This window comes from Streptomyces sp. NBC_01275, assembly GCF_026340655.1.
GTDB lineage: Bacteria > Actinomycetota > Actinomycetes > Streptomycetales > Streptomycetaceae > Streptomyces.
In genome coordinates this window covers 8,122,305-8,144,022 of sequence record NZ_JAPEOZ010000001.1, presented here as the reverse complement: position 1 = coordinate 8,144,022, position 21,718 = coordinate 8,122,305, and the positions used below count along the sequence as shown (strand labels likewise).

Genomic DNA, 21,718 nt, shown 5'->3' with positions numbered 1-21,718 from the left:
TCGACGCGTCAGTTGGGCTGTCCGATCGGCCGTACGACGACGGTGTTGACGTCGACGCCGTCGGGCTGGCGCACGGCCCACACGACCGAGTCGGCTATCTGGTCGGCGGTGAGGAGGCGGCCGGGCGGCAGGCTGCCGTAGCCGTCCCAGAACGGGGTCTCCACCCGGCCGGGCGCGATCAGGGTCACGCCGACGCCCCACTCGGTGACCTGTCGGCGGGTGTTCTCCGCGAGCCCGGTCACCGCCCACTTCGTCGCCCCGTAGATGTTGCCCGGCGTGGGCACGAAGCCGGCGACGCTGCCGACCAGCACGATCCGCCCCCGCGTCTCCTTCAGGGCGTCGATCGACGCCCTGATGAGCAGCGCGGGGCCGAGTACGTTGGTCAGCACCATGTCGGTCCACCCGGCCGGGTCGCCGTCGGCGACCGAGTCGTGGGTGGCGGTCCCGGCGTTGGCGACGACTGTATCCAGTCGACCGAACTCCTTGAGCGTACGGTCGACCGCCGACCGCACGCTGTCGTAGTCGGCGGCATTCCCGGGGATCGTCAGCAGACCGTCCGGGTCGCCGAGTTCCACGGCGAAGGCGCGCAGCCGCTCCTCGCCGCGGCCGGTGACGGTCACCCGGTGACCGGCGTCCAGCAGCCGTCGCGCGACGGCGGCGCCGATGCCGCTGCCGCCGCCGGTGATCAGCGCGACCGGAGACGCGACCGGAGAGCTGCCCATGGTGTTTCCCCCTTGTGTGGCGTGCGCTGCGCGAGGTGTGGTGCGCAGCGGGGAGTCCATCACATCGAGCGCTCTCCAAGTCAAGCCTCGTCAGGCCGACTTGACCGCCGCGTGCACGGTGTGGGCGGCCAGCACGAAGACGTCCTGCCTGCGGTGCACGCCCGCCTCGTCCTGCGGGTCGAGCAGCCGGTCCAGGACGGCGCGGTCGTCGGGGTCCAGGACGTCGCCGAAGACGTCGCGCAGCCGGGACAGGGACGCGGCGATGTAGGCGCGGGCCCGGTCGGAGGCGGGGGCGGGCAGGTCGAGGAGGAAGCTGCGGGTGCGGGTGGGCTTCAGGCCCGCGCCGGCCAGCAGCGCCGGCCAGTCCTCGGCGCCCTCGACGGAGCCGGGCAGGTCGGCGCGCATCCTGGCGAACCACTCCGCCTCCAGGGCGTCGATCCGCGCCTCCAGACCGGGCCGCCCCAGGCCAAGGTCGCGCGGCAGGAACCGGGACGGCAGCCCGCCCTCCATGATGGCCAGCGTGCCGCCCGGCGCGAGCCGCTCCGCGAAGGCGGCGAGGGCGGCGCGCTGGTCGCCCAGGTGGTGCAGGCTGCGGCTGGCCCACAGCAGGTCGGCCGGGTACTCCAACTCGTCTAGTACGCCGGGGAGTTCACCGGTCAGGGTGCCGAAGCGGTCGCCGTACCCGAGCCGGGCGGCCCGTTCCCGGGCCCGCTGGAGCAGCGGCTCGGAGCCGTCGACCGCCATCACCCGGGCGCCGGGGAAGCTCTCGGCGATCAGACAGGAGACCACCCCGGGGCCGCTGCCCACGTCGACGATCAGTCCCGGCTCGGTCACCTCCTTGCCGAGCCAGGACAGGGCCCGCTCGTACAGGGGGGTGAACAGTTCGGCCTGGGATTCGAGGTGCGGGGCCATCGCGGCCCAGTCGATGTCGGTGTGATGGCCATGGCCGTGACTGTGCCCGCCGCCCTGCTCGTCGCCGTGGCCGCTGCCCTGCTCGTCGCCGTGCCCGCCGCCCTGCTCGTCGCCGTGCCCGCTGCCGCCTCGGTGCTCGTGCTCGTGCTGCTGGTGCGCCATGCTGTTCAGCCTCTCGTCCGGTGTGCCGTCAGCGTGCTCCGACGCACCGCACGGAGGCAACTCCTGTTGCCGGGACGGCAAAAACTCCGGGGTGTTGACGGTGATCCGCCGGGCCCGGCCCTGGGAGGGCCGACCCCGACGGATCACCTCAGCGCCCTGCCGACCGCATACGGTCTACAGCGGCGGGTAGGCGTTGGTCATCAGCTGCTGGAACTGCGCCGAGAACCAGTGCCCGGACAGCGGGGCGTTCGCCAGCGCGCCGGACATGCTGTTGCCGTTGCGGGCGTTGCCCGTGTACGTCGGGTCGCACATCTGGTCGAAGCCCTTGCCCTCGTCGTTCGGGATGGCGCTGCTGGAGCCGTCGGACTCGCCCGGCGGCTTCATCCACACGTACGCGTCGATCCCGGCGGCCGGAGCGGCCTGCGGGCGCTCGCCGAGGCCGGCGCCGGACTGGTTGCACCAGTTGCCGACGTGGATACGGCGGTCGTAGCGGCCGCCGTTGACATAGGTGTCCACGCTGGTCGTGGCCCCCGGGCCGGTGGGCCGGGCGGTGCCGCCCCAGCCGTTGCGGGAGGTGTCGATCAGCATGCCGATGCCCGACCGGAACCCGGCGGAGATCAGCTGGGTGCGGAAGGCCTGCGCGTACGACAGCTCGTCGACGTACCGGTTCCAGTCCACCCACTTCGACTGGCGTACGGAGGTGCCGTTGACGCTGTCGTTGATGGTGAAGTTGTTCTCCTTCAGGGCGCTGTAGTTGGCCGTGTTGGTGATGAAGCCGTGTACGTCGTCTACGGTCGCCCCTTCCGCGGTGGCGGCCTGGTAGAAGAGCTGGGCGGAGGGGGCGAAGTTGTCGTCCCAGCCGAGCCAGCCGTGGTGTCCGGCGTCGATGTAGTTGTAGACGTTGGGGATCGCGCCGAGCTTGTTCAGCGCGTAGCCGACGCCCTTCACGTAGTTGCCGTTGGCCTTCATCGTGTCGCAGGCCGCGGTGGCGGTGGGCCGGCTGCCGGTGTTGGTGACGAGGTTGGGCAGCGAGTCGATCTCGATGGTGGTGACGATCCGCAGGCCGGCGTACTTGCTGTCGGCGAGGATCGTCGCGATCGGGTCGATGAACTGCGTCTTGTACTTGTCGATCTCCGTCGGGCCGAGCTCGCCGTTGGAGGCGAGGGCCGCGCAGTCGCGTCCGGGGAGGTCGTAGACGACCAGCTGGACCACTTCCTGGCCGCTGCCCTTCTGGGCGAGGGCCGCGTCCAGGTGGGCGCGCAGGCCCATGCCGCCGTTCACTCCGTTGATGGCGGCGATGCGGTCGAGCCAGACGCCGGTGGGCTGGCTGGAGATGCGGCTGCCGCCCGTCTCGGCCGCGGCCTTCGCCGACCATTCGGGGTTCACGTACACCTTGGCGCCGGCGTAGGGGTTGTCGACCTTGGTGGAGGGGGTGCCCGGGTCGGTCGGGGTGCCGGGGTCGGTCGGTGTGCCGGTGCCGCTGTCGACGTTGCAGGTCACGCCGTCCAGCGTGAACGTGGTCGGGATGGCGTTGGTGCCGCTGTAGGTGCCCTGGAATCCGAAGCTGACCGAACCGCCGGTCGCCAGCGTCCCGTTGTAGGTCTCGTTGTTGGCGGTGACGGCCGTACCGGCCTGGGTGATCTTCGCGTTCCAGCCGTTGGTGATCGTCTGGTTACCGGCGTACGCCCACTTCACCGACCAACTCGTCTTGGCGGCCGAGTTGTTGGTCACGGTGACGGCGGCGGTGTAGCCGGTGCCCCAGTCGTTCTGCACCTTGTAGTCGACGCTGCACGGGATGGCGGCGATGCCCGGATCCCCCGGGACCACCGCGAGTGCCGTCCCGGAGGCGCCGGCGACCAGCGCCAGCGCGGCGAGTATCGCTGTTCTGCTACGGCTCATGAGTGCGGGTTTCCTTCTTGGTTGCGGGTGTTGTCCGTGTCCTTGTTCCTTGCGTTGGCCGTTCTCTCTTGTCGCGCCTATCCGTTGAGTGCGCGCAGGTGGTCGCGCAGTCCGATGCCGTACGCGGTGGGCGTCCCGTCGTAAGCGGAGATCAGGGACGGACCGGAGGAGCAGTCCCAGGCGTTCCAGGTCCAGCCCAGATACGACAGGCCGCGGTCGTCGAACCACTTCATGACCTGATCGACGAAACCGTGCGAGCAGGTGTTCTCCCCGATCTCCCCGGCCACGAGCGGCACTTGGGCGGCGACCGGGGCGAGTGTGGAGTTCCAGCAGCTCTCGTTCGCGCAGGTGTTGAAGTTGTACACGTGGTACGCGGCGGCGAGATTGCCGGTCGGGTCAGTGGGCTTGTACGTCAGCCACTGCCCGAGGTCGTTGGAGTAGGCGAGCCCGCCGGCCAGGACGACGTTCTTCGCGCCGGTCGCCCGGACGGAGTCGACGAGGTCCTGCATGCCGGCGACCTCGTATCCGATGCCGGGGCAGGTGCCGCCGTCCCGCCAGCACTGCCACGCCTGGGTGGTCGTGGACGTCGCGCGGTCCGGGTAGGGCTCGTTGAACAGGTCGAACACGACCGTCTGGTCGCTCTTGAAGGTGTTGGCGACCCCCGTCCAGAACGACGGCGTGTACTGCATGTCCGGCATCGGCTTCTGGCAGCTGGCGTGCACGTCGGAGCAGCCGGCCGAGTTGCCGGTGTACTGGCCGTAGGTCCAGTGCAGTTCGACGATCGGCGTCATGCCGTGCGCCTCGACGCGGGCCACCAGGTCCTTGACGGCGTTGATGTAGTTCGCGCCGCCGTAGGCGGAGTTGATGTTCGACAGGCCCAGCCAGCACTCCTCGTTGAGGGGGATGCGCACGGTGTTGACGTTCCAGTCGGCGATCGCCTTGATCGCGGCGTCGTCGACCGGTCCGTCCCAGATGCCGCGGCCCTGTACGCACATGAACTCGCCGCCGGAGCGGTTCACGCCGAGCAGCCGGCGGGAGGTTCCGGCGGCGTCCACGAGCTTGTTGCCCGAGACGTGCAGCACGGGCGGCTGGTCACCGGTGTCCGGCGGCTCGGTCGAGGGCGGTGTGGTGGGGGTGGAGGTCGGTGTGGGTGTGGGGGTGGGTGTGGTCGGCGGCTCGGTGTCGACGTTGCAGGTCGCGCCGTTGAGCTTGAACGTCGTCGGTACGGCGTTCGCCCCCGACTTGGAGGCGATGAAGCCGGCGCTGACGCTCGCCCCGGTGCCGAGGGAGCCGTTCCAGCTCTCGTTCGACGCGGTGACGGTCGTCCCCGACTGGGACCACTTGGCGCTCCAGCCCTGGGTGACCTTCTGGCCGTTCGCGAAATCGAAGCCGAGGCTCCAACTGCTCACGGCGGCCGCGTTGTTGGTGACCTTCACGGCTGCCTGGAAACCGGCGTCCCACTGGCTGGTGACGGAGTACTCCACCGTGCAGACGGACGTGGCTCCCTGGGCCGTCACGATCGGCAGGGACGCTCCCACGACGAGGGCGACCGAGCCGGCGACGGCTAAAAGTACTGAACGCGGGGGGTGTCGCATGAGCGACTCCTTGCAGCTCAGGCGCGTCGTGACGGACGCGTCGACTGATGGAACCGCTCCCACTGGTGTCTCGAAGTTAGCGCCAAGTGTCGGCAAAGAACAGGGAAGTCACTGACTTTCCCTCAACGCCGCACGTCGAATCTTTTCGACTCTTCAAGCACCTTGACCGTTCCCACCCCCATCCTCACTATGGGAGCGCTCCCACTGGTTCAAGGCTTGTTGCTCCTCCCCCCTTCTCCGAGCTTCTCCGAGCCGCAAGGAGGAACCAGCACCATGGAATCCTCACGCAGACGCCGCGGGACGCGGCGCCTGTGGACCGCCGCCCTGGCGGCCCTCGCGCTTCCTCTGGCCATGCTGAGCACGAGCACGACGCCCGCCCAGGCGGCGGCACTTCAGTGCAGCGTGGACTACAAGACCAACGACTGGGGCTCCGGCTTCACCGCGGACCTGACCCTCACCAACCGGGGCACGGACCCGATCAGCGGCTGGGCCCTGACGTACTCCTACGCGGGCAACCAGAAGCTGTCGAACGGCTGGAACGGGACCTGGTCGCAGTCCGGTCAGCAGATCACCGTGAACAACGCCTCCTACAACGGGACGATCGCCGTCGGCGCGGCGGTCAGCACGGGTGCGCAGTTCACCTACAGCGGCACGAACACCGCTCCCGCGAGCTTCGCGATCAACGGCACCACCTGCGTCGGCGCGCATCAGCCGCCGGTCACCGTGCTGACCAGCCCGGCCGCGGGCGCGGTCTACACGCAGGGGAACGCGGTGCCGCTGGCGGCGACCGCGGCCGCCGCCGACAACGCGACCGTCAGCAAGGTCGAGTTCTACGACGACACGACCCTGCTCGGCACGGACACCAGCACGCCGTACACCCTCTCGGCCACCGGTCTGGCCGTGGGCAGCCACTCCCTGGTCGCGAAGGCCTACGACAGTCTGGGCGCGTCCGCGTCGTCCACGCCGGTCGGCATCACGGTCGTCTCGGGTCCGGCCGTGGTGGCCTCGACGAACCAGCTGGCGGTGCAGCAGGGCAAGACGGGCACGTACACGCTGAAGCTGTCGACGCAGCCGTCGGCCAACGTGACCGTCACGACCGCCCGCGCCAGCGGGAACACGGGGCTGACGGTGACGGGCGGGGCGAGCCTCACCTTCACCCCGTCGAACTGGAGCACCGCCCAGAACGTGACCGTCACGGCCAACGCCTCCGGCACCGGCGCCGCGGCCTTCGAGTCGACGGCCACCGGACACGCCAAGGCCTCGGTCACGGTCACCGAGATCGCCGGGAGCAAGGCGTACGACGCCCGGTTCCTGGATCTCTACGGCAAGATCACCAATCCGGCCAGCGGCTACTTCTCCCCCGAGGGCATCCCGTACCACTCGGTCGAGACGCTGATCGTCGAGGCTCCGGACCAGGGGCACGAGACCACGTCGGAGGCCTACAGCTACCTTCTCTGGCTGCAGGCCATGTACGGCAAGATCACGGGCGACTGGACCAAGTTCAACGGCGCCTGGGACATCATGGAGAAGTACATGATCCCCACCCACGCCGACCAGCCGACCAACTCGTTCTACAACGCGTCCAAGCCGGCGACCTACGCGCCGGAGCTGGACACTCCGAACGAGTATCCGGCGAAGCTGGACACCGGAGTGTCCGTGGGATCGGATCCCATAGCCGGTGAGCTGAAGACCGCCTACGGCACGGACGACGTCTACGGTATGCACTGGCTGCAGGACGTCGACAACGTCTACGGCTACGGCAACGAGCCCGGCAAGTGCGAGGCCGGCCCGACGGCCACCGGACCGTCGTACATCAACACCTTCCAGCGCGGTGCGCAGGAGTCGGTGTGGGAGACGGTGCCGCAGCCGACCTGCGACGCGTTCAAGTACGGCGGCACGAACGGGTATCTGGACCTGTTCACCGGCGACTCCTCCTACGCCAAGCAGTGGAAGTACACCGACGCCCCGGACGCCGACGCGCGGGCCGTGCAGGCCGCGTACTGGGCGGACGTCTGGGCCACGGCGCAGGGCAAGGGCGGTGACGTCTCCGCGACCGTAGGCAAGGCCGCGAAGATGGGCGACTACCTGCGGTACGCGATGTACGACAAGTACTTCAAGAAGATCGGCAACTGCGTCGGACCGACGGCCTGCCCGGCCGGCACCGGCAAGGACGCCTCGCACTATCTGCTGTCCTGGTACTACGCCTGGGGCGGCGCCACGGACACCAGCGCGGGCTGGGCCTGGCGCATCGGCTCCAGCCACACCCACGGCGGCTACCAGAACCCCCTCGCCGCCTACGCGCTCAGCAGCTACGCCGACCTGAAGCCCAAGTCGGCGACGGGCCAGGCGGACTGGGCCAAGTCGCTCGGCCGGCAGCTGGAGTTCTACCGCTGGCTGCAGTCGAACGAGGGCGCCATCGCGGGCGGGGCGACCAACAGCTGGGCGGGCCGCTACGCGACTCCCCCGGCCGGCACGTCGACCTTCTACGGCATGTACTACGACCAGCAGCCCGTCTACCACGACCCGCCGTCCAACCAGTGGTTCGGCTTCCAGGCGTGGTCGATGGAGCGGGTCGCCGAGTACTACCAGCAGACGGGGAACGCGAGCGCCAAGGCGGTCCTCGACAAGTGGGTCGACTGGGCGCTGTCCAAGACCACGATCAACCCGGACGGCACCTTCCTGATCCCCTCCACGCTCCAGTGGTCGGGCCAGCCCGACACCTGGAACGCGACGAGTCCCGGCGCCAACAGCGGACTTCACGTCACCGTGGCCGACTACACCAACGACGTCGGCGTGGCCGCCGCGTACGCCAAGACCCTGACGTACTACGCCGCCAAGTCCGGTGACACGGAGGCGAAGACGACCGCCAAGGCGCTCCTGGACGGCATGTGGACCAACAACCAGGACGCCCTGGGCATCGCGGTCCCGGAGACCCGGGCCGACTACAACCGCTTCGACGACGGCGTGTACGTCCCGAGCGGCTTCAGCGGCAAGATGCCGAACGGCGACACGATCACCTCCTCCTCGACCTTCGCCTCGCTCAGGTCCTTCTACAAGAACGACCCGGCCTGGTCGAAGATCGAGAGCTATCTCGCGGGCGGCGCCGCGCCCGTGTTCACGTACCACCGGTTCTGGGCCCAGGCGGACATCGCCCTGGCCATGGGCTCGTACGCGGAGCTTCTCGAATAGCCCCCGCTGAGCGCTCCGCAGGTTGGGCGGTGTTCGTCTGCGGGCCGGATGTGGCTGGTCGCGCCCGCGCGGCGGAGCCGCATGCCGGCACGGCCCCGCGCCCCCTGGTCGCCCCTTCGGGGCTCGGGGGCGCGGGGCGGCACCGCCCCTCGGCGGAGTCGCTCAAGGTTCCGCGTGCGCGGCCCCGTCACCTGACGACGGGGCCCAGGCCGGGCGGCCCCCACCCGAACAGGGGGGCCGCCCGGCAGTCGCACGTCCCGTATCCCCCGCACCGATCTCCTCCCCCACCGATCTCCTCCCCCACCGTTCTCCTCCCGCACAGATCTCCTCCCACATGGCTTCGCGAGGAAGGACCCCCACCGTGCGAAGAACCCGTATCCTCACCGCCGTTCTGGCGCTCGCCGCCGGTCTGATCGCGGGCAGCCCGCCCGTGCTGGCCGCGGACGGCAGCCCGAAGACGACGCTGGCCGCAGAGTCGTACACCTGGAAGAACGCGCGGATCGACGGTGGCGGCTTCGTGCCGGGCATCGTCTTCAACCGCAAGGAGAAGAACCTCGCCTACGCGCGCACCGACATCGGCGGCGCCTACCGTTGGCAGGAGTCGAGCAAGACGTGGACGCCGCTGCTGGACTCGGTCGGCTGGGCGGACTGGGGGCACACGGGCGTGGTGAGCCTGGCCTCCGACTCCGTCGACCCGAACAAGGTGTACGCGGCGGTCGGCACGTACACCAACAGCTGGGACCCGGGGAACGGGGCCGTGCTGCGCTCCGGCGACCGGGGCGCGAGCTGGCAGAAGACGGACCTGCCGTTCAAGCTGGGCGGCAACATGCCCGGCCGGGGCATGGGCGAGCGGCTCGCCGTCGACCCGAACAAGAACAGCGTGCTGTATCTGGGCGCACCGAGCGGCAAGGGGCTGTGGCGGTCGACGGACTCGGGCGTCACCTGGTCGCAGGTGACGAACTTCCCGAATGTCGGCAACTACGTACAGGATCCCAGCGACACCAGCGGGTATGCGAGCGACAACCAGGGCATCGTCTGGGTCACCTTCGACGAGTCGAGCGGCACGTCCGGCGCGGCGACGAAGACGATATACGTCGGGGTCGCGGACCAGAGCAACGCGGTGTACCGCTCGACGGACTCGGGCGCGACCTGGACCCGGCTGGCCGGGCAGCCGACGGGATACCTCGCCCACAAGGGGGTGCTGGATACCGTCAACGGCTATCTGTATCTCGCATACAGCGACAAGGGCGGTCCGTACGACGGCGGCAAGGGCCGGTTGTGGCGGTACGCGACGGCGACCGGGACCTGGACCGACATCAGCCCGGTGGCGGAGGCCGACACCTACTACGGCTTCAGCGGGCTGACGGTCGACCGGCAGAAGCCCGGCACCGTCATGGCCACCGCGTACAGCTCCTGGTGGCCGGACACCCAGATCTTCCGCTCCACCGACAGCGGCGGCGCCTGGACGAAGGCGTGGGACTACACCTCGTATCCCAACCGTTCGAACCGGTTCACGATGGACGTCTCGTCGTCGCCGTGGCTGACCTGGGGCGCGAACCCGTCACCGCCGGAGCAGACGCCCAAACTGGGCTGGATGACCGAGGCGTTGGAGATCGACCCGTTCAACTCCAGCCGCATGATGTACGGGACGGGCGCGACGATCTACGGCACGGAGAACCTGGCCAACTGGGACAGCGGGGGCCAGTTCGCCATCAAGCCGATGGTGCAGGGGCTGGAGGAGACCGCGGTCAACGACCTCGCCTCGCCCCCGTCCGGCGCCCCGCTGCTCAGCGCGCTCGGTGACGTCGGCGGCTTCCGGCACACGGATCTGGCCAAGGTGCCGTCGATGATGTTCACGTCGCCGAACTTCACGACGACCACGAGCCTGGACTACGCCGAGTCGAACCCGAACACGGTGGTGCGGGTCGGCAATCTGGACGCGGGGCCGCATGTGGCGTTCTCGACGGACAACGGGGCCAACTGGTTCGCGGGGACGGACCCTTCGGGCGTCAGCGGCGGCGGGACGGTCGCCGCGGCGGCGGACGGCAGCCGCTTCGTGTGGAGCCCCACGGGCACGGGTGTGCAGTACACATCCGGTTTCGGCTCGTCCTGGGCGGCGTCGAGCGGGATTCCGGCGGGCGCGATCGTGGAGTCGGACCGGGTCGACGCCAAGACCTTCTACGGCTTCAAGTCGGGCAAGTTCTATGTGAGTTCGGACGGCGGTGCGACCTTCGCCGCGTCGGCGGCGAGCGGGCTGCCCAGCGGCGACAGCGTGCGTTTCAAGGCGCTGCCCGGAGTGAAGGGCGACGTCTGGCTGGCGGGCGGGGCGAGCGACGGGGCGTACGGTCTGTGGCACTCCACCGACTCCGGCGCGACCTTCGCCAAGCTGTCCACCGTCGAGCAGGCCGACACGATCGGCTTCGGGAAGGCGGCGACGGGCGCGTCGTACCAGACGCTCTACACCAGTGCGAAGATCGCCGGCGTCCGCGGGATCTTCCGTTCGACCGACAAGGGCGTGACCTGGACGCGGATCAACGACGACGTCCACCAGTGGGGCTGGACGGGTGCGGCGATCACCGGCGACCCGAGGGTCTACGGGCGGGTGTACGTGTCGACGAACGGTCGGGGGGTCGTCTACGGGGACACCTCCGACACGAGCGGCGGGGGCACGGATCCGACGGACCCCACCGATCCCACCGACCCCACGCCGACCGGGGCCTGTGCGGTGACGTACACGATCACCAACCAGTGGTCGGGCGGCTTCCAGGCGGACGTGAAGCTCGCCAACACGGGGACGGCCGCCTGGTCGGGGTGGAGTCTCAACTGGACGTTCCCCAACGGCCAGACGGTCTCGCAGCTGTGGAACGCCGACTACACCCAGTCGGGTGCGGCGGTGACGGCGAAGAACGTCGTCTGGAACGGCAATGTGGCGGCCGGCGCGTCGGTGAGCTTCGGCTTCACGGGGAGCTGGTCGGGGTCGAACTCGAAGCCGACCGCGTTCAAACTGGGTGATCAGAGCTGCACGGTGGGGTGAGCCGGGCGCCGGCCAACCGGATGATCTCATTCAGCGCCGCGCCCGATTTCTCGCTCATACGATCGATCCTGCCTCCATCTGGGAGGCAGGAGAGGTCGGAGGGGAACATGGGAGTGTCCAGACGTGCCCTGCTGGGCTATTCGAGTTCGGCGGCGGCAGGCGCGGTCCTCGCGTCCGCCGGCTCGGCCCAGGCCGAGGAGAGCTCGGTCGCCGAGGAGGCCGCCGAGTCGACCGCGGTGTGGGAAGGGGGCAACACGTTCCATGGCGTCACCTCGCCCGGTCCGGAGGACGGGAGCATCAGCATGACCTTCAGCCTCGACTTCATGGCCTCGCCGACGGCGCAGGAGGTCACCCCCCTGGATGTCGCCAACGCCATCAACGAGCTGCTCGCCTCTCGCGGATGGTCCGACATCCAGTTCTACGGGACCGTGACCAAGGCCTTGAACTGATCCACCGCACGACCGCGAGGAGGCCCCGCCCGGCGGGCGGGGCCTCCTCGCGTGCGCGTCAGGGCGTGTAGACCGCCGGCCGCGGTGCCGTCGGCATACCGTCGCCGAGGAAGAAGCTCGGGTGCGGCGGTTGGTTGTATGCGGTGTTCTGCCAGGCCAGGCCTGTGCGGTACATGGTGTCGTGCAGCAGGGTCGTGATCCTCGTCGTCGTCTCGTACGGCGTCGAGTAGATCCGCAGGGCCGTGTTGTCGCTGGTCGGCCAGACGACCTCCTCCCGCCAGTCGCCGAGGATGTCGCCGGACAGGGACGGGGTGGCCTTGGTGCTGTTGTTGGAGTGGACGGACGCGCCGGTCAGCAGGCGGGTGTCGGAGGCCGTGCCGTACTTGTCGATGTGGGTGCCGTCGAGGAGTTCCCGGACGGGGTCGGCGTCCCACCAGGACAGGAAGTTGACGGAGGACGGTTCCCGGCCTTTCGTCGCGCCCGCCTCGTCGCGGACGGAGGAGTCGGAGGCCGACCAGACCTCGGCTCCGTCGTTGCCCGCCCAGATGTCGCCGGCGACTCCGCGGCCGTTGTCGCAGCAGGAGGCGAGCTGCCAGTTGACGGTCCCGTCGGCCGGGTCGATGTACAGCTCGGCCGGCTGGCTGCTGGACTCGGAGACCTTGAAGTACTCCAGGCCCGCGTGGGAGGGGTCGAGGTCGCCGAGGTGCTGGGCGTCGCCGTGCCCGGTCTTGGTCGTCCACAGGCCGTTGCCGTTGTCGTCGACCGCCATCGCGCCGTACACGATCTCGTCCCGGCCGTCGCCGTCGACGTCCCCGACGGAGAGGCTGTGCGAGCCCTGGCCGTCGTAGCCCTTGCCGGTGTTGGTGGAGGAGTTGGTGTCGAAGGTCCAGCGGCGGGTGAACGCGCCGCCTCGCCAGTCCCAGGCCGCGATCACCGTGCGCGTGTAGTAGCCGCGCGCCATGATCAGGGAGGGGCGGGCGCCGTCCAGGTAGGCGGTTCCGGCGAGGAAGCGGTCGACGCGGTTGCCGTAGGAGTCGCCCCAGGAGGAGACCGTGCCCCGGGCCGGGACGTAGTCGACGGACTGCATCGCCTTGCCGGTCTGGCCGTTGAACATGGTCAGGTACTCGGGTCCGGACAGCACATAGCCGCTGGAGTTGCGGTAGTCGGCGGAGGAGCTGCCGATCACCGTGCCCGTGCCGTCGACCGTGGCGTCGGCCGTCTTCGCGGCGACCTCGGCCTTGCCGTCGCCGTCGTAGTCGTACACCTGGAACTGGGTGTAGTGGGCGCCCGAGCGGATGTTGCGGCCCAGGTCGACGCGCCACAGCCGGGTGCCGTCGAGCTTGACGCCGTCGAGGATCGTGTTGCCGGTGTAGCCGGACTGGGAGTTGTCCTTGGCGTTGGTCGGCTGCCACTTGAGGACGAAGTCCAGTTGGCCGTCGCCGTCGAGGTCGCCCACCGACGCGTCGTTGGCCTCGTAGGTGTAGGCGACGCCGTCGGGGGTCGTGCCGCCGGCCGGCGGGGTGATCGGAACGTCCTTGTAGCCGGTGCGCAGTTGGACGGCGTGCACGGAGTCGGCCTGCTCCACGCCGTTCACGATCGCGCGGATCGTGTAGTCGGCCTGCGCCGGGGCGCCGGAGTGGAAGTAGTTCGTGGAGCCGGTGACCGGGGTCGAGTTGACCTTCGTGCCGGCCCGGTAGACGTTGAAGGAGACGTCGTCGGGGTCGGTGCCCAGCCAGCGCCAGCTGACCAGGTTGCCGCTGTCGGTGTGGACGCTGACGACGCCCCGGTCGAGGGCCTCGACCTGACGGGCCGTGGCCGCCTCGGCGGTGTCGGTGGCGAGCGCGGTCAGGCCGGCGCCGAGGAGGGCGACGACGGCGGTCGCCGCGGCGAGGGCGGCGGTCGGGCGTCTGCGGTGCTTGTGCGGCTGCGGGTACTGATGCGGGTGCGGGTACTGAGGTGGGATCGGGTGCCGGTGCTGCACGAGACGTACCTCCCGGGAGGGCGGACGGGTTCCGGTCTGTCAGTCGCCGCTGTCCGCACGGGAGTTGCCGTATCTTTCGGCCAGTTCGGCGACCGTGCGGGCGATCCGCTCGCGCAGCTCGGCGGGCGCGACGACCTCCACGTCCGTGCCCAGCCGCAGGAACTCGCCGCACGCCTGCTCCACGGACTCGATCGGGACGGTCACCGACGTCCAACCGTCTGCCTCCGCAGGCCCGTTGGCCCGCACCGGCCGCCCGAGGCGCACGCCCGGGGCCAGCCGCACCACCGCCTCCGCCGGATACAGCCGCTCGCGGAAGCCGCGTTGGTACGCCGTCCAGTAGGCGGCCAGGTCGAAGCCGTCCGGGCGGGTGAACTCCTCTTCGGTGGAGGTGAGTTCGAGGATCTGGTCGACGCGGAAGGTACGGGGGCCGGGGCCGGCGACGACGTACCAGCGGCCGGCCTTCAGGACCAGGCCGTACGGCTCCAGGCGGCGGCGCACGTCGGTGGGCTCGCGCCAGCGCCGGTAGCCGATGTCCAGCACGCGGTCGTTCCACACGGCGGCGGCGACCGCCGGCAGGAACGGCGTCTCGTCCGCCTCCGCGTACCAGCCGGGCGCGTCGAGATGGAAGCGCCCGCTGATCCGGTCGGCGTGCGGGCGCAGCTCCCGGGGCAGCGCGGCGCGGACCTTCAGCTGGGCGGCGGCCAGCACCGGGCCCAGACCCAGCTGGGCGGCGGGGCCGGGGGCGCCGGCCAGGAAGAGGGCCTCGGCCTCGTCGGCGTTGAGGCCGGTCAGCCGGGTGCGGTAGCCGTCGAGGAGGCGGTAGCCGCCCGCGTGCCCGGCGTCGCCGTACAGCGGGACGCCCGCCGCGGCCAGCGCCTCGACGTCCCGGTAGACCGTGCGCACCGAGACCTCCAGCTCCTCGGCGAGGTGGGCGGCGGTCATCCGGCCCCGGGTCTGGAGCAGCAGCAGGAGGGAGACGAGACGGCTGGACTTCACTGACACATGGTGTCAGTGAAGCGGGCCTAGCGTGCCGTGCATGCCCTTCCAGGAGAAACTGCTGACCGTGCCGCCGCCGATCGAGGTGGCGGGGCGGCACATCAAGCGCTACCAAGTCAGCGCCGACCCGGCGGGCGTCGCGCCCGAGGTGGAGCGGGCCGCGTACGCGATCCTGCCCGAGCTGCTGCCGGCGCCGGACGGGACGCCGCCGGCCACGTTCGTGGTACTGCACCGGGGCGGCGACGACGGCGCCTACCTCAACGTCTACAGCTGGGTGTGGGACAACGTCCTGCACTTCCGGGGTGCGGCGGCGGGTCAGCCGGTGCTGGGCTGCCCGGACGGCGACCCGGCCCACTTCGTGCTCGGCGACCGGCCGTGGATCGGCTGCGTCTGGGAGCTGCCGCCGATCCTGCACGAGCGGGACGCCTGGGTACGTCATCTGCTCGCGCCCGAAGTCCCGGATCTCGACGCCTACTTGACCGACACGCTGCCCGAGGGCACGACAGGAGACCGACGATGAGCGGCCCGCACGACTTCGACTTCCTGCACGGCGACTGGGAGGTCCGCCACCGGCGGCGCACCGACTTCCTCGATCCCGGCGGCGACTGGGAGGAGTTCCCGGCCACGACCCGCTGTCTGCCCTTCTTCGACGGGGCCGCGAACGTCGACGAGATCGACATGCCGTACCTCGGGACGAGGGGGCTCACCCTGCGGCTCTTCGACCGCGAGAGCGGTCAGTGGTCGCTGAACTGGGCCTCCAGCGGCAGCGGCCGACTGTTCCCGCCGGTGATCGGCGGCTTCGACGGCACCGACGGCACCGGAGACGAGGACGGCTCGGACGGCTCGGACGGCACAGGAGACGAGGAGGGCTCGGCGGAAAAGAAGGGAGTGCTCCAACAGGGCGGGATCCGCGGGGAGTTCTACGGCGACGACACGCACGACGGCAAGGACGTGCGGGTGCGGTTCGTGTGGTCGGGGATCTCCGCGACCACCGCCCGCTGGGAGCAGGCCTTCTCGACGGACGGCGGGGAGACCTGGCTGACCAACTGGGTCATGGACTTCACGCGCCTTCGGCCGGGTCCGCCGTCGGGCCCGTCGGCTTCCGGAACGCCAGCAGGGTGAACTCGGGGTCCGGGCGGGGCCGGTCCTGGTCGGGCAGGGCCGCGAGGCGGGCGGCGAAGTCGTCGGCGAGCGGATGACCGGGCGGCAGGGTGACGAACCAGCCGCGCCGCAGGTCCGCGATCGCCCGGCGCGGGCTGCGCCCCTGCCCCCGGCCCGGGAAGCGGGCCCGCCCGGCCGGGACCAGGCCACAGCCCGCGGTGTACGTCTCCACCAGCGCGGCGGCGTCGGACGCGGGGCTGCGCGGGCGGGAGGCGAGGACTACGTCGATGTCGCTGCCGACGTTGTGCGAAGCGCCCTTGTCGACCGTGGTGACGTACACCCCGCCGGGCCGCAGCACCCGGGCGCACTCGGCGACGATGCGCCGTACGTCCTCGGCGTCCTCGACGAGGTGCAGCAGCCAGACGCTGCTGACGGCGTCGAACTCGCCGTCCCGGAAGGGCAGTTGCCTGCAGTCGGCGAGCAGGATCGCGCCGGGCAGCCGGGCCGAGGCCTGTCGGGCCATCGCAGGCGCCAGATCGACACCGGTCACCCGCAGACCGCTCCGACCGTCCCGGCCGTCCCGACCGGCCGCGAGCCGTCGGGTGACGATGCCGGTGCCGCAGGCCACGTCGAGCAGGGTGCGCGCCTGGGGCGGCACGAGGGCGAGGACGCCCTGCGCGGCGGCGGCCGCCCGGGGCTCGCCGCCGCGCAGACCGTCGTACCGCTCGGCTTCCTTGTCGTAGTCCAGCACCCGCGCCTCCCCGTCCCGTGGCCTGCCCGTCCCCACCGTCCGCCCCCGCCACGCACCCCGCCGTCCGCCCCCGCGTCCGTCCTCTACGGCGTTGCCGTCCGCCGCCAGAGGTCAGTGCGCCCCGTGTCCTGCGGCCGCGTCCTCCACCCGGCGGGCCAGCTCCAGGTCGAGCTCGGTGACGGTGTCGCCCGCGCTGTGCGTGTTCACGGCGAGGGACACCGTGTTGTAACCGAGGGTGAGCTCGGAGTGATGGTTCAGCTCCTCCTGGAGTTGCGCGACATGGATGACCAGGGCGGTCGCGGCGAAGTGGGAGGCGAGCCGGTAGGAGCGGGTGAGGCGGTCGTCGGCCAGGGACCAACCGGGCAGCTGCACCAGCCGGTCCTCGATCTCCTGTTGCGACAACGGTTTCTCGGCCATGACCTGGTTCCCTTCCTGGGCCTCGCGTACCTGTCCAGCGTGCCACAGGAGACGCGCTGCGGCCCTGGTCAGGAGGGCCACTCGGTGCACAAGGGCCGACCGGTCGGCCGTGGGCGCATTCGGCCGCCGGGCCGAGGGCCTGGCTCAGGGGGCCGGCTCAGGGGCTGGCTCAGGGTCTGGCTCAGGGGGCCGCTCGTTCCTGCACGTGCTCCTCAACTACGGTCGTATGCATGACCATTGGCCCGCCCGGTACGAACGCCGTTTCCGCCGCCTCCGTCGACAAGGGCGTCGGCCCGCTGCTGCGCGCCTGGCGGGAGCGGCGGCGGGTGAGTCAGCTGGAGCTCGCGGGGCGTGCCGACTCCTCGGCCCGGCACATCAGCTTCATCGAGACGGGCCGCTCCCGGCCGAGCGAGGAGATGGTGCTGCGGCTCGCGGAGCATCTCGACGTGCCCGTCCGCGAGCGCAACTCGCTGCTCCTGGCGGCCGGTTACGCCCCGCACTATCCGGAGACCCGGCTGGACGACCCGGCGCTGGACGCGCTGCGCGCGGGCGTGCAACGGCTGATCCAGGGCTACGAGCCGTACCCGGCGCTGGTCGTGGACGCCGGGTACGACGTCGTGGCGGCCAACCGTGGGATCGCGATGCTTCTGGACGGCGTCCCGGAGTCCCTGCTCACGCCGCCGCTGAACGCGATGCGCCTGACCCTCCACCCGCAGGGACTGGCGCCGCGGATCCGCAACCTGCCCGAGTGGCGCGGCCATCTCCTCGCCCAGATGGAACGCCAGATCGCCCTGCACCGCTCCGCCCCGTTGCGCGCGCTGTACGACGAGGTCGCCGCGTATCCGGCGCCGGAGGCCGTGTCCGGGGGCGGGCCGGTCGAACCGGGGGAGCCGGTCCCGTACTTCGCTCTGCCGATGCTGATCGAGCACGAGGGACGGACCCTGTCCTTCGTCTCGTCGATCTCCACCTTCAACACGCCCATGGACGTGACCGTCGCCGAGCTGGCCATCGAGACGTTCCTCCCGGCCGACCCGGCGACGGCCAAGTATCTGCACGGACTGGCTGGCTGACAGACCGTCAGTCGGGCGCGGATCCCGGACCGGAGTGCGCCGGCCCGGAACCCGGCTGCCCCCACTGTCCCGGCCAGGGGCCGACCGGGTCGATTACCTACGAGGTAAGGAAATGTCCTCCCGCCGTTTCGGTGAGACGGCGGCCGGAACATGACACACTGACCCGCGTCCTCGACATGTAGGGGAGACACGTAGGGGAGACGTGGCGTGAGTGAACGTCGGCCCGCACCCACGGTGGGCCAGGTGGTACTCGGCAGGCGACTGCAGGAGCTGCGGGAGGCGGCCGGGCTCGGCCGCGAGGAAGCGGCCCGCGCCCTGCGGGTGGCCCCCGCGACCGTACGGCGCATGGAGACGGCGGACGTCGCGCTGAAGATCCCGTACGTCCAGGTGCTGCTGGAGACGTACGGCGTGGCCGAGGACGAGGCCGCCGCTTTCGTCACGCTCGCCGAGGACGCGAACCGGCCCGGCTGGTGGCAGCGGTTCCACGACGTGCTGCCGGACTGGTTCAGCCTGTACGTCAGCCTGGAGGGCGCGGCCCGCCTGATCCGCTCGTACGAGCCGCACTTCGTGCCCGGGCTGCTGCAGACCGAGGACTACGCACGCGCGGTCCTGGAGGCGGGGACCGTGGGGCGCACGACGCCGGAGTCGATCGAGCGGCATGTGTCGCTGCGCCTGGCGCGCCAGCGGCTGCTGGAGGGCCCCCGTCCGCCCCATCTGTGGGTGGTGATGGACGAGACGGTGCTGCGCCGGCCGGTGAGCGGCGACGCCGCGGTCATGCGCGGACAGCTCGACAAGCTCCTGGAGTTCGGCGAGCGCGACCGGGTCACGCTGCAGGTCGCCGAGTTCGCGGACGGCCCGCATCCGGGGGCGTCCGCGCCGTTCTCGCTCTTCCGCTTCGCCGAGCCCGAGCTGCCCGACATGGTGGTGACCGAGTATCTGACCGGCGCCCTGTACCTCGACTCGCGCAAGGAGGTCTCCGCGCATCTGGAGGTCCTCGACCATCTGACGACGCACGCCGCGTCCGCGGAGCGCACCCAGCTGATCCTGCGGGACGTCCGCGAGGCGTTCTGAGCACGGCCCGTCGACCGTCCGCCGTCGTCCCCTGCCCGACCCGCCCGACCCGCCGGACCCGCCCGACCTGCCCGACCTGCCCGACCTGCGCATACGCCCCTGTTCATCCCCCAGCCCAGTCCCTAGGAGAGACCCGAGCATGGCCGGATCCGAGGCCGAGAACGCGTCCGCCCGCATCGACACCAGCAGGCCGCACCCGGCCCGTGTGTACGACTGGTGGCTGGGCGGCAAGGACAACTACCCCGTGGACGAGGAGCTGGCCCGCAGGATCCTCGCCGTGGACGACACGGTGCTGCGCGGGGCGCGCGCCAACCGCCGGTTCATGCAGCGGGCCGTGCGCGTCGCCGCCGAGGCCGGGACGCGCCAGTTCCTGGACATCGGCACCGGCATCCCCACCGAGCCCAATCTGCACCAGGTGGCGCAGGGCGTGGCGGCGGAGGCGAAGGTGGTGTACGCGGACAACGACCCGATCGTGCTCCGGCACGCGCAGGCGCTGCTGCACAGCACGCCCGAGGGCTCGACGCAGTATGTGCACGCCGACGTACGCGACGTCGACGCCCTGTTGCACCGGGCCGCCGAGTCCCTGGACTTCGGCCGGCCGATCGCGCTGTCGCTGGTGGCGCTCACCCACTACCTGGGCGAGGACCCGGCCGGCGACGACGTGTACGGGCTGCTGAGGAGGTACCTGGCCGCGCTCGCCCCGGGCAGCTGGCTGATCCTCTCCCAGGTCACCCCGGACCTCAATCCGGCGGCCATCGAGAAGGCCGCCGAGAACTTCCGCCGCAGCGGCACCCCCTTCCACCCCCGCTCCCTGCCCGAGTTCTCCCGCTTCTTCGAGGGCCTGGAGCTGCTCGGCCCGGGCGTGATCCCGGTCTCCGGCTGGCGCCCGGACCCGGAGGACGTGGCACTCCAGGCGGAGGGCATCGTGCCGCTGTACGCGGGCGTGGCGCGCAAGACCTGACCGCTGCCGTCCAGCCCGCGGGCCGCGGCACGTTCGAGGACTGCGAGGTGCTCGACTCGGGCGCCGTCGCGGTGTTCGCGACCCAGGGCGCGGCCGTACGGGTCGACGGCTGCCGCATCTCGGGAGGCAACGTCGGGATCGCGCTCGTGGACAGGGCCCGGGGCCGTTTCACCCGGATCGACGTCGAGGACCTGACGAACGTCGCCCTGCGGGTGCGCTACGAGTCCAAGGCGGTGTTCGAGGGGATCCGCGTCGAGCGCTGCCCGGCGGGCCTGGAGACCCTGGGCAACGGCGGCACGACGGCCGAGCTGACCGACGCGAGGTTCCGCGACTTCGACCTGGGGGCCGTGGCCGCCGGGGGCGAGTCCCGGGTCACTCTCAAGGGCGTGACAGCGCACCGCGGTCAACTGGGCTTCGGCGCCGTCGAGGAGGCCCAACTGCATCTGCACGACTGCGAGGTCGGCGCGGTGCGCTTGGGCGGGGCCTCGCGGGAGGGCGGTCGACGCTCGTCGCACGGAACCTCTCCGTCGCCGGCTCGGAGAACTTCGGCCTGAGTGTGACCGACTCCGCGTACGCGGACGTCGTGGGCAGCCGGTTCGCCGACTGTGAGTACGGCGGCGTGCACTTCGGGGCATCGGGCCGCGGGCGGCTGGTCGACTGCACCGTGACCGGTACGAAGGGGGTGGCCGTGGTCGACAACGGCCGGGTCGACCTCGTCTCGCTGCACACCTCGCTGCCGGTCGTCCAGGAGAGCGCCGACGAGCCGGCCGTGCCCGCTACGTCGATCGTGAACCACTTCCACGGCCCGGTCTTCGACGCCGCCGTCGAGGGCGTTCAACTGGCCTGGAACAACAACGGCGTCGTCCAGCAGCAGCAACACGGCCGACAGCCCCTTCAGCCCCAACTGCCCCAGCACTCCCAGCAGTCCGATCAGGACGGAGCCGGCTCATGAACGACCCTCAGCAGGCGCACCAGCACGACGGCCCGGTGTTCCACGCCGCCGTCTCCGGGGCGCAGTTCGCCTGGAACAACGAGACGGTCACCCAGAACCAGCAGAACAACGACGTGGTCGCCCCCGGTTTCGAGGCGCTCGCCCACCTGGTGACCGAGCTGCGCCGCCAGCTGCCCGGGGCCGGTCTCGCCGACCAGGACCGCGAGGACGCCGACGCCGCGGCCCAGGAGGTGCTCGCGGAGCTCACCGGGCCGCAGACCCCGGAGCCGGGCAGGCTGCGCCGGGCGCTGAACGGGCTCAAGGGGGCCTTGGCGCCGGTCGCGACCGGTGTCGCCGCCGGGGCTGCGGTGGGGGCGCAGGAGTGGGCCCAGGAGGCGATCAGAAGCCTGGCCGCCGCCGTCTGAGACGACCGCCGTCTGAGCGCCCCCGAGCCCCGGTTTCCTTCCGGACCCCGGA

19 protein-coding genes are annotated in these 21,718 nt (G+C 70.9%); 11 read left to right on the top strand and 8 right to left on the bottom strand.

The window, feature by feature from the left end:
- Nucleotides 1-8: 8 nt before the first annotated feature.
- The 4 genes from OG562_RS35690 to OG562_RS35675 form a co-directional block, all read right to left on the bottom strand.
- The gene (locus OG562_RS35690; protein ID WP_266405496.1) at nucleotides 9-722 is read right to left on the bottom strand and encodes an SDR family oxidoreductase; all 714 of its coding nucleotides are present in this window, start codon (nucleotides 720-722) and stop codon (nucleotides 9-11) included.
- A gap of 90 nt (nucleotides 723-812) precedes the next feature.
- Nucleotides 813-1,796 (bottom strand): trans-aconitate 2-methyltransferase, encoded by a 984-nt coding sequence (locus OG562_RS35685; protein ID WP_266405495.1) that lies wholly within the window; start codon nucleotides 1,794-1,796, stop codon nucleotides 813-815.
- A 174-nt stretch (nucleotides 1,797-1,970) separates the two neighbouring features.
- On the bottom strand, nucleotides 1,971-3,695 hold the full coding sequence (locus OG562_RS35680; RefSeq protein WP_266405493.1) for a glycoside hydrolase family 6 protein: 1,725 nt from the start codon (nucleotides 3,693-3,695) through the stop codon (nucleotides 1,971-1,973).
- 77 nt (nucleotides 3,696-3,772) lie between these two features.
- Nucleotides 3,773-5,290: a cellulase family glycosylhydrolase gene (locus OG562_RS35675; RefSeq protein WP_266405492.1), complete on the bottom strand. Its 1,518-nt coding sequence runs from the start codon at nucleotides 5,288-5,290 to the stop codon at nucleotides 3,773-3,775.
- Between the two features lie 273 nt (nucleotides 5,291-5,563).
- On the opposite strand from OG562_RS35675, the gene OG562_RS35670 reads away from it, so the two are divergent.
- The 3 genes from OG562_RS35670 to OG562_RS35660 all read left to right on the top strand — a co-directional run bounded on the left by OG562_RS35670 (nucleotide 5,564) and on the right by OG562_RS35660 (nucleotide 11,962).
- Nucleotides 5,564-8,479 carry a glycoside hydrolase family 48 protein gene (locus tag OG562_RS35670; protein WP_266405491.1) on the top strand — a complete coding sequence of 972 codons (2,916 nt, stop codon included), beginning with the start codon at nucleotides 5,564-5,566 and terminating at the stop codon, nucleotides 8,477-8,479.
- Nucleotides 8,480-8,840: 361 nt separating this feature from the next.
- Nucleotides 8,841-11,513 carry a cellulose binding domain-containing protein gene (locus OG562_RS35665; protein ID WP_266405489.1) on the top strand — a complete coding sequence of 891 codons (2,673 nt, stop codon included), beginning with the start codon at nucleotides 8,841-8,843 and terminating at the stop codon, nucleotides 11,511-11,513.
- Nucleotides 11,514-11,626: 113 nt separating this feature from the next.
- Nucleotides 11,627-11,962: a hypothetical protein gene (locus OG562_RS35660; protein WP_266405488.1), complete on the top strand. Its 336-nt coding sequence runs from the start codon at nucleotides 11,627-11,629 to the stop codon at nucleotides 11,960-11,962.
- Nucleotides 11,963-12,020: 58 nt separating this feature from the next.
- Here OG562_RS35660 and OG562_RS35655 read toward each other — a convergent pair whose 3' ends face one another.
- Entirely contained in the window at nucleotides 12,021-13,811 is a 1,791-nt protein-coding gene (locus tag OG562_RS35655; RefSeq protein WP_266409694.1) for a rhamnogalacturonan lyase, read from the bottom strand.
- Nucleotides 13,812-13,982: 171 nt separating this feature from the next.
- Nucleotides 13,983-14,939, bottom strand: coding sequence for a YafY family protein (locus OG562_RS35650; protein WP_266405487.1), 957 nt, complete (start codon nucleotides 14,937-14,939; stop codon nucleotides 13,983-13,985).
- Between the two features lie 40 nt (nucleotides 14,940-14,979).
- Here OG562_RS35650 and OG562_RS35645 point away from each other — a divergent pair, with 40 nt between their 5' ends.
- Both OG562_RS35645 and OG562_RS35640 read left to right on the top strand, forming a co-directional pair.
- Complete coding sequence (locus tag OG562_RS35645; RefSeq protein ID WP_266405485.1) at nucleotides 14,980-15,459, top strand: hypothetical protein; 480 nt, start codon at nucleotides 14,980-14,982, stop codon at nucleotides 15,457-15,459.
- Nucleotides 15,456-16,061: a hypothetical protein gene (locus tag OG562_RS35640; RefSeq protein WP_266405484.1), complete on the top strand. Its 606-nt coding sequence runs from the start codon at nucleotides 15,456-15,458 to the stop codon at nucleotides 16,059-16,061. The genes OG562_RS35645 and OG562_RS35640 overlap by 4 nt, the downstream gene beginning before the upstream one ends.
- Here the strand turns inward: OG562_RS35640 and OG562_RS35635 are convergent.
- Both OG562_RS35635 and OG562_RS35630 read right to left on the bottom strand, forming a co-directional pair.
- Complete coding sequence (locus OG562_RS35635; protein WP_266405483.1) at nucleotides 16,000-16,791, bottom strand: class I SAM-dependent methyltransferase; 792 nt, start codon at nucleotides 16,789-16,791, stop codon at nucleotides 16,000-16,002. The genes OG562_RS35640 and OG562_RS35635 overlap by 62 nt on opposite strands.
- Nucleotides 16,792-16,902: 111 nt before the next feature.
- The gene (locus OG562_RS35630; protein WP_266405481.1) at nucleotides 16,903-17,208 is read right to left on the bottom strand and encodes a 4a-hydroxytetrahydrobiopterin dehydratase; all 306 of its coding nucleotides are present in this window, start codon (nucleotides 17,206-17,208) and stop codon (nucleotides 16,903-16,905) included.
- A gap of 230 nt (nucleotides 17,209-17,438) precedes the next feature.
- Here OG562_RS35630 and OG562_RS35625 point away from each other — a divergent pair, with 230 nt between their 5' ends.
- The 6 genes from OG562_RS35625 to OG562_RS35600 all read left to right on the top strand — a co-directional run bounded on the left by OG562_RS35625 (nucleotide 17,439) and on the right by OG562_RS35600 (nucleotide 21,666).
- Nucleotides 17,439-18,278: a helix-turn-helix domain-containing protein gene (locus OG562_RS35625; RefSeq protein WP_266405480.1), complete on the top strand. Its 840-nt coding sequence runs from the start codon at nucleotides 17,439-17,441 to the stop codon at nucleotides 18,276-18,278.
- A 207-nt stretch (nucleotides 18,279-18,485) separates the two neighbouring features.
- Nucleotides 18,486-19,349, top strand: a complete 864-nt coding sequence (locus OG562_RS35620; protein WP_266405478.1) for a helix-turn-helix transcriptional regulator — start codon at nucleotides 18,486-18,488, stop codon at nucleotides 19,347-19,349.
- A gap of 139 nt (nucleotides 19,350-19,488) precedes the next feature.
- Entirely contained in the window at nucleotides 19,489-20,310 is an 822-nt protein-coding gene (locus OG562_RS35615; RefSeq protein ID WP_266405476.1) for an SAM-dependent methyltransferase, read from the top strand.
- A 47-nt stretch (nucleotides 20,311-20,357) separates the two neighbouring features.
- Nucleotides 20,358-20,864 carry a right-handed parallel beta-helix repeat-containing protein gene (locus tag OG562_RS35610; protein ID WP_266405474.1) on the top strand — a complete coding sequence of 169 codons (507 nt, stop codon included), beginning with the start codon at nucleotides 20,358-20,360 and terminating at the stop codon, nucleotides 20,862-20,864.
- 2 nt (nucleotides 20,865-20,866) lie between these two features.
- Nucleotides 20,867-21,262: a hypothetical protein gene (locus OG562_RS35605; protein ID WP_266405473.1), complete on the top strand. Its 396-nt coding sequence runs from the start codon at nucleotides 20,867-20,869 to the stop codon at nucleotides 21,260-21,262.
- Nucleotides 21,259-21,666: a hypothetical protein gene (locus OG562_RS35600; RefSeq protein ID WP_266405472.1), complete on the top strand. Its 408-nt coding sequence runs from the start codon at nucleotides 21,259-21,261 to the stop codon at nucleotides 21,664-21,666. The genes OG562_RS35605 and OG562_RS35600 overlap by 4 nt, the downstream gene beginning before the upstream one ends.
- Nucleotides 21,667-21,718: the final 52 nt, after the last annotated feature.

Bases quoted from the DNA above. Each gene is read 5' to 3' on its own strand.
- OG562_RS35690 (WP_266405496.1), bottom strand. From the start codon at position 722: ATGGGCAGCTCTCCGGTCGCGTCTCCGGTCGCGCTGATCACCGGCGGC.
- OG562_RS35685 (WP_266405495.1), bottom strand. From the start codon at position 1,796: ATGGCGCACCAGCAGCACGAGCACGAGCACCGAGGCGGCAGCGGGCAC.
- OG562_RS35680 (WP_266405493.1), bottom strand. From the start codon at position 3,695: ATGAGCCGTAGCAGAACAGCGATACTCGCCGCGCTGGCGCTGGTCGCC.
- OG562_RS35675 (WP_266405492.1), bottom strand. From the start codon at position 5,290: ATGCGACACCCCCCGCGTTCAGTACTTTTAGCCGTCGCCGGCTCGGTC.
- OG562_RS35670 (WP_266405491.1), top strand. From the start codon at position 5,564: ATGGAATCCTCACGCAGACGCCGCGGGACGCGGCGCCTGTGGACCGCC.
- OG562_RS35645 (WP_266405485.1), top strand. From the start codon at position 14,980: ATGCCCTTCCAGGAGAAACTGCTGACCGTGCCGCCGCCGATCGAGGTG.
- OG562_RS35640 (WP_266405484.1), top strand. From the start codon at position 15,456: ATGAGCGGCCCGCACGACTTCGACTTCCTGCACGGCGACTGGGAGGTC.
- OG562_RS35630 (WP_266405481.1), bottom strand. From the start codon at position 17,208: ATGGCCGAGAAACCGTTGTCGCAACAGGAGATCGAGGACCGGCTGGTG.
- OG562_RS35625 (WP_266405480.1), top strand. From the start codon at position 17,439: ATGACCATTGGCCCGCCCGGTACGAACGCCGTTTCCGCCGCCTCCGTC.
- OG562_RS35615 (WP_266405476.1), top strand. From the start codon at position 19,489: ATGGCCGGATCCGAGGCCGAGAACGCGTCCGCCCGCATCGACACCAGC.
- OG562_RS35600 (WP_266405472.1), top strand. From the start codon at position 21,259: ATGAACGACCCTCAGCAGGCGCACCAGCACGACGGCCCGGTGTTCCAC.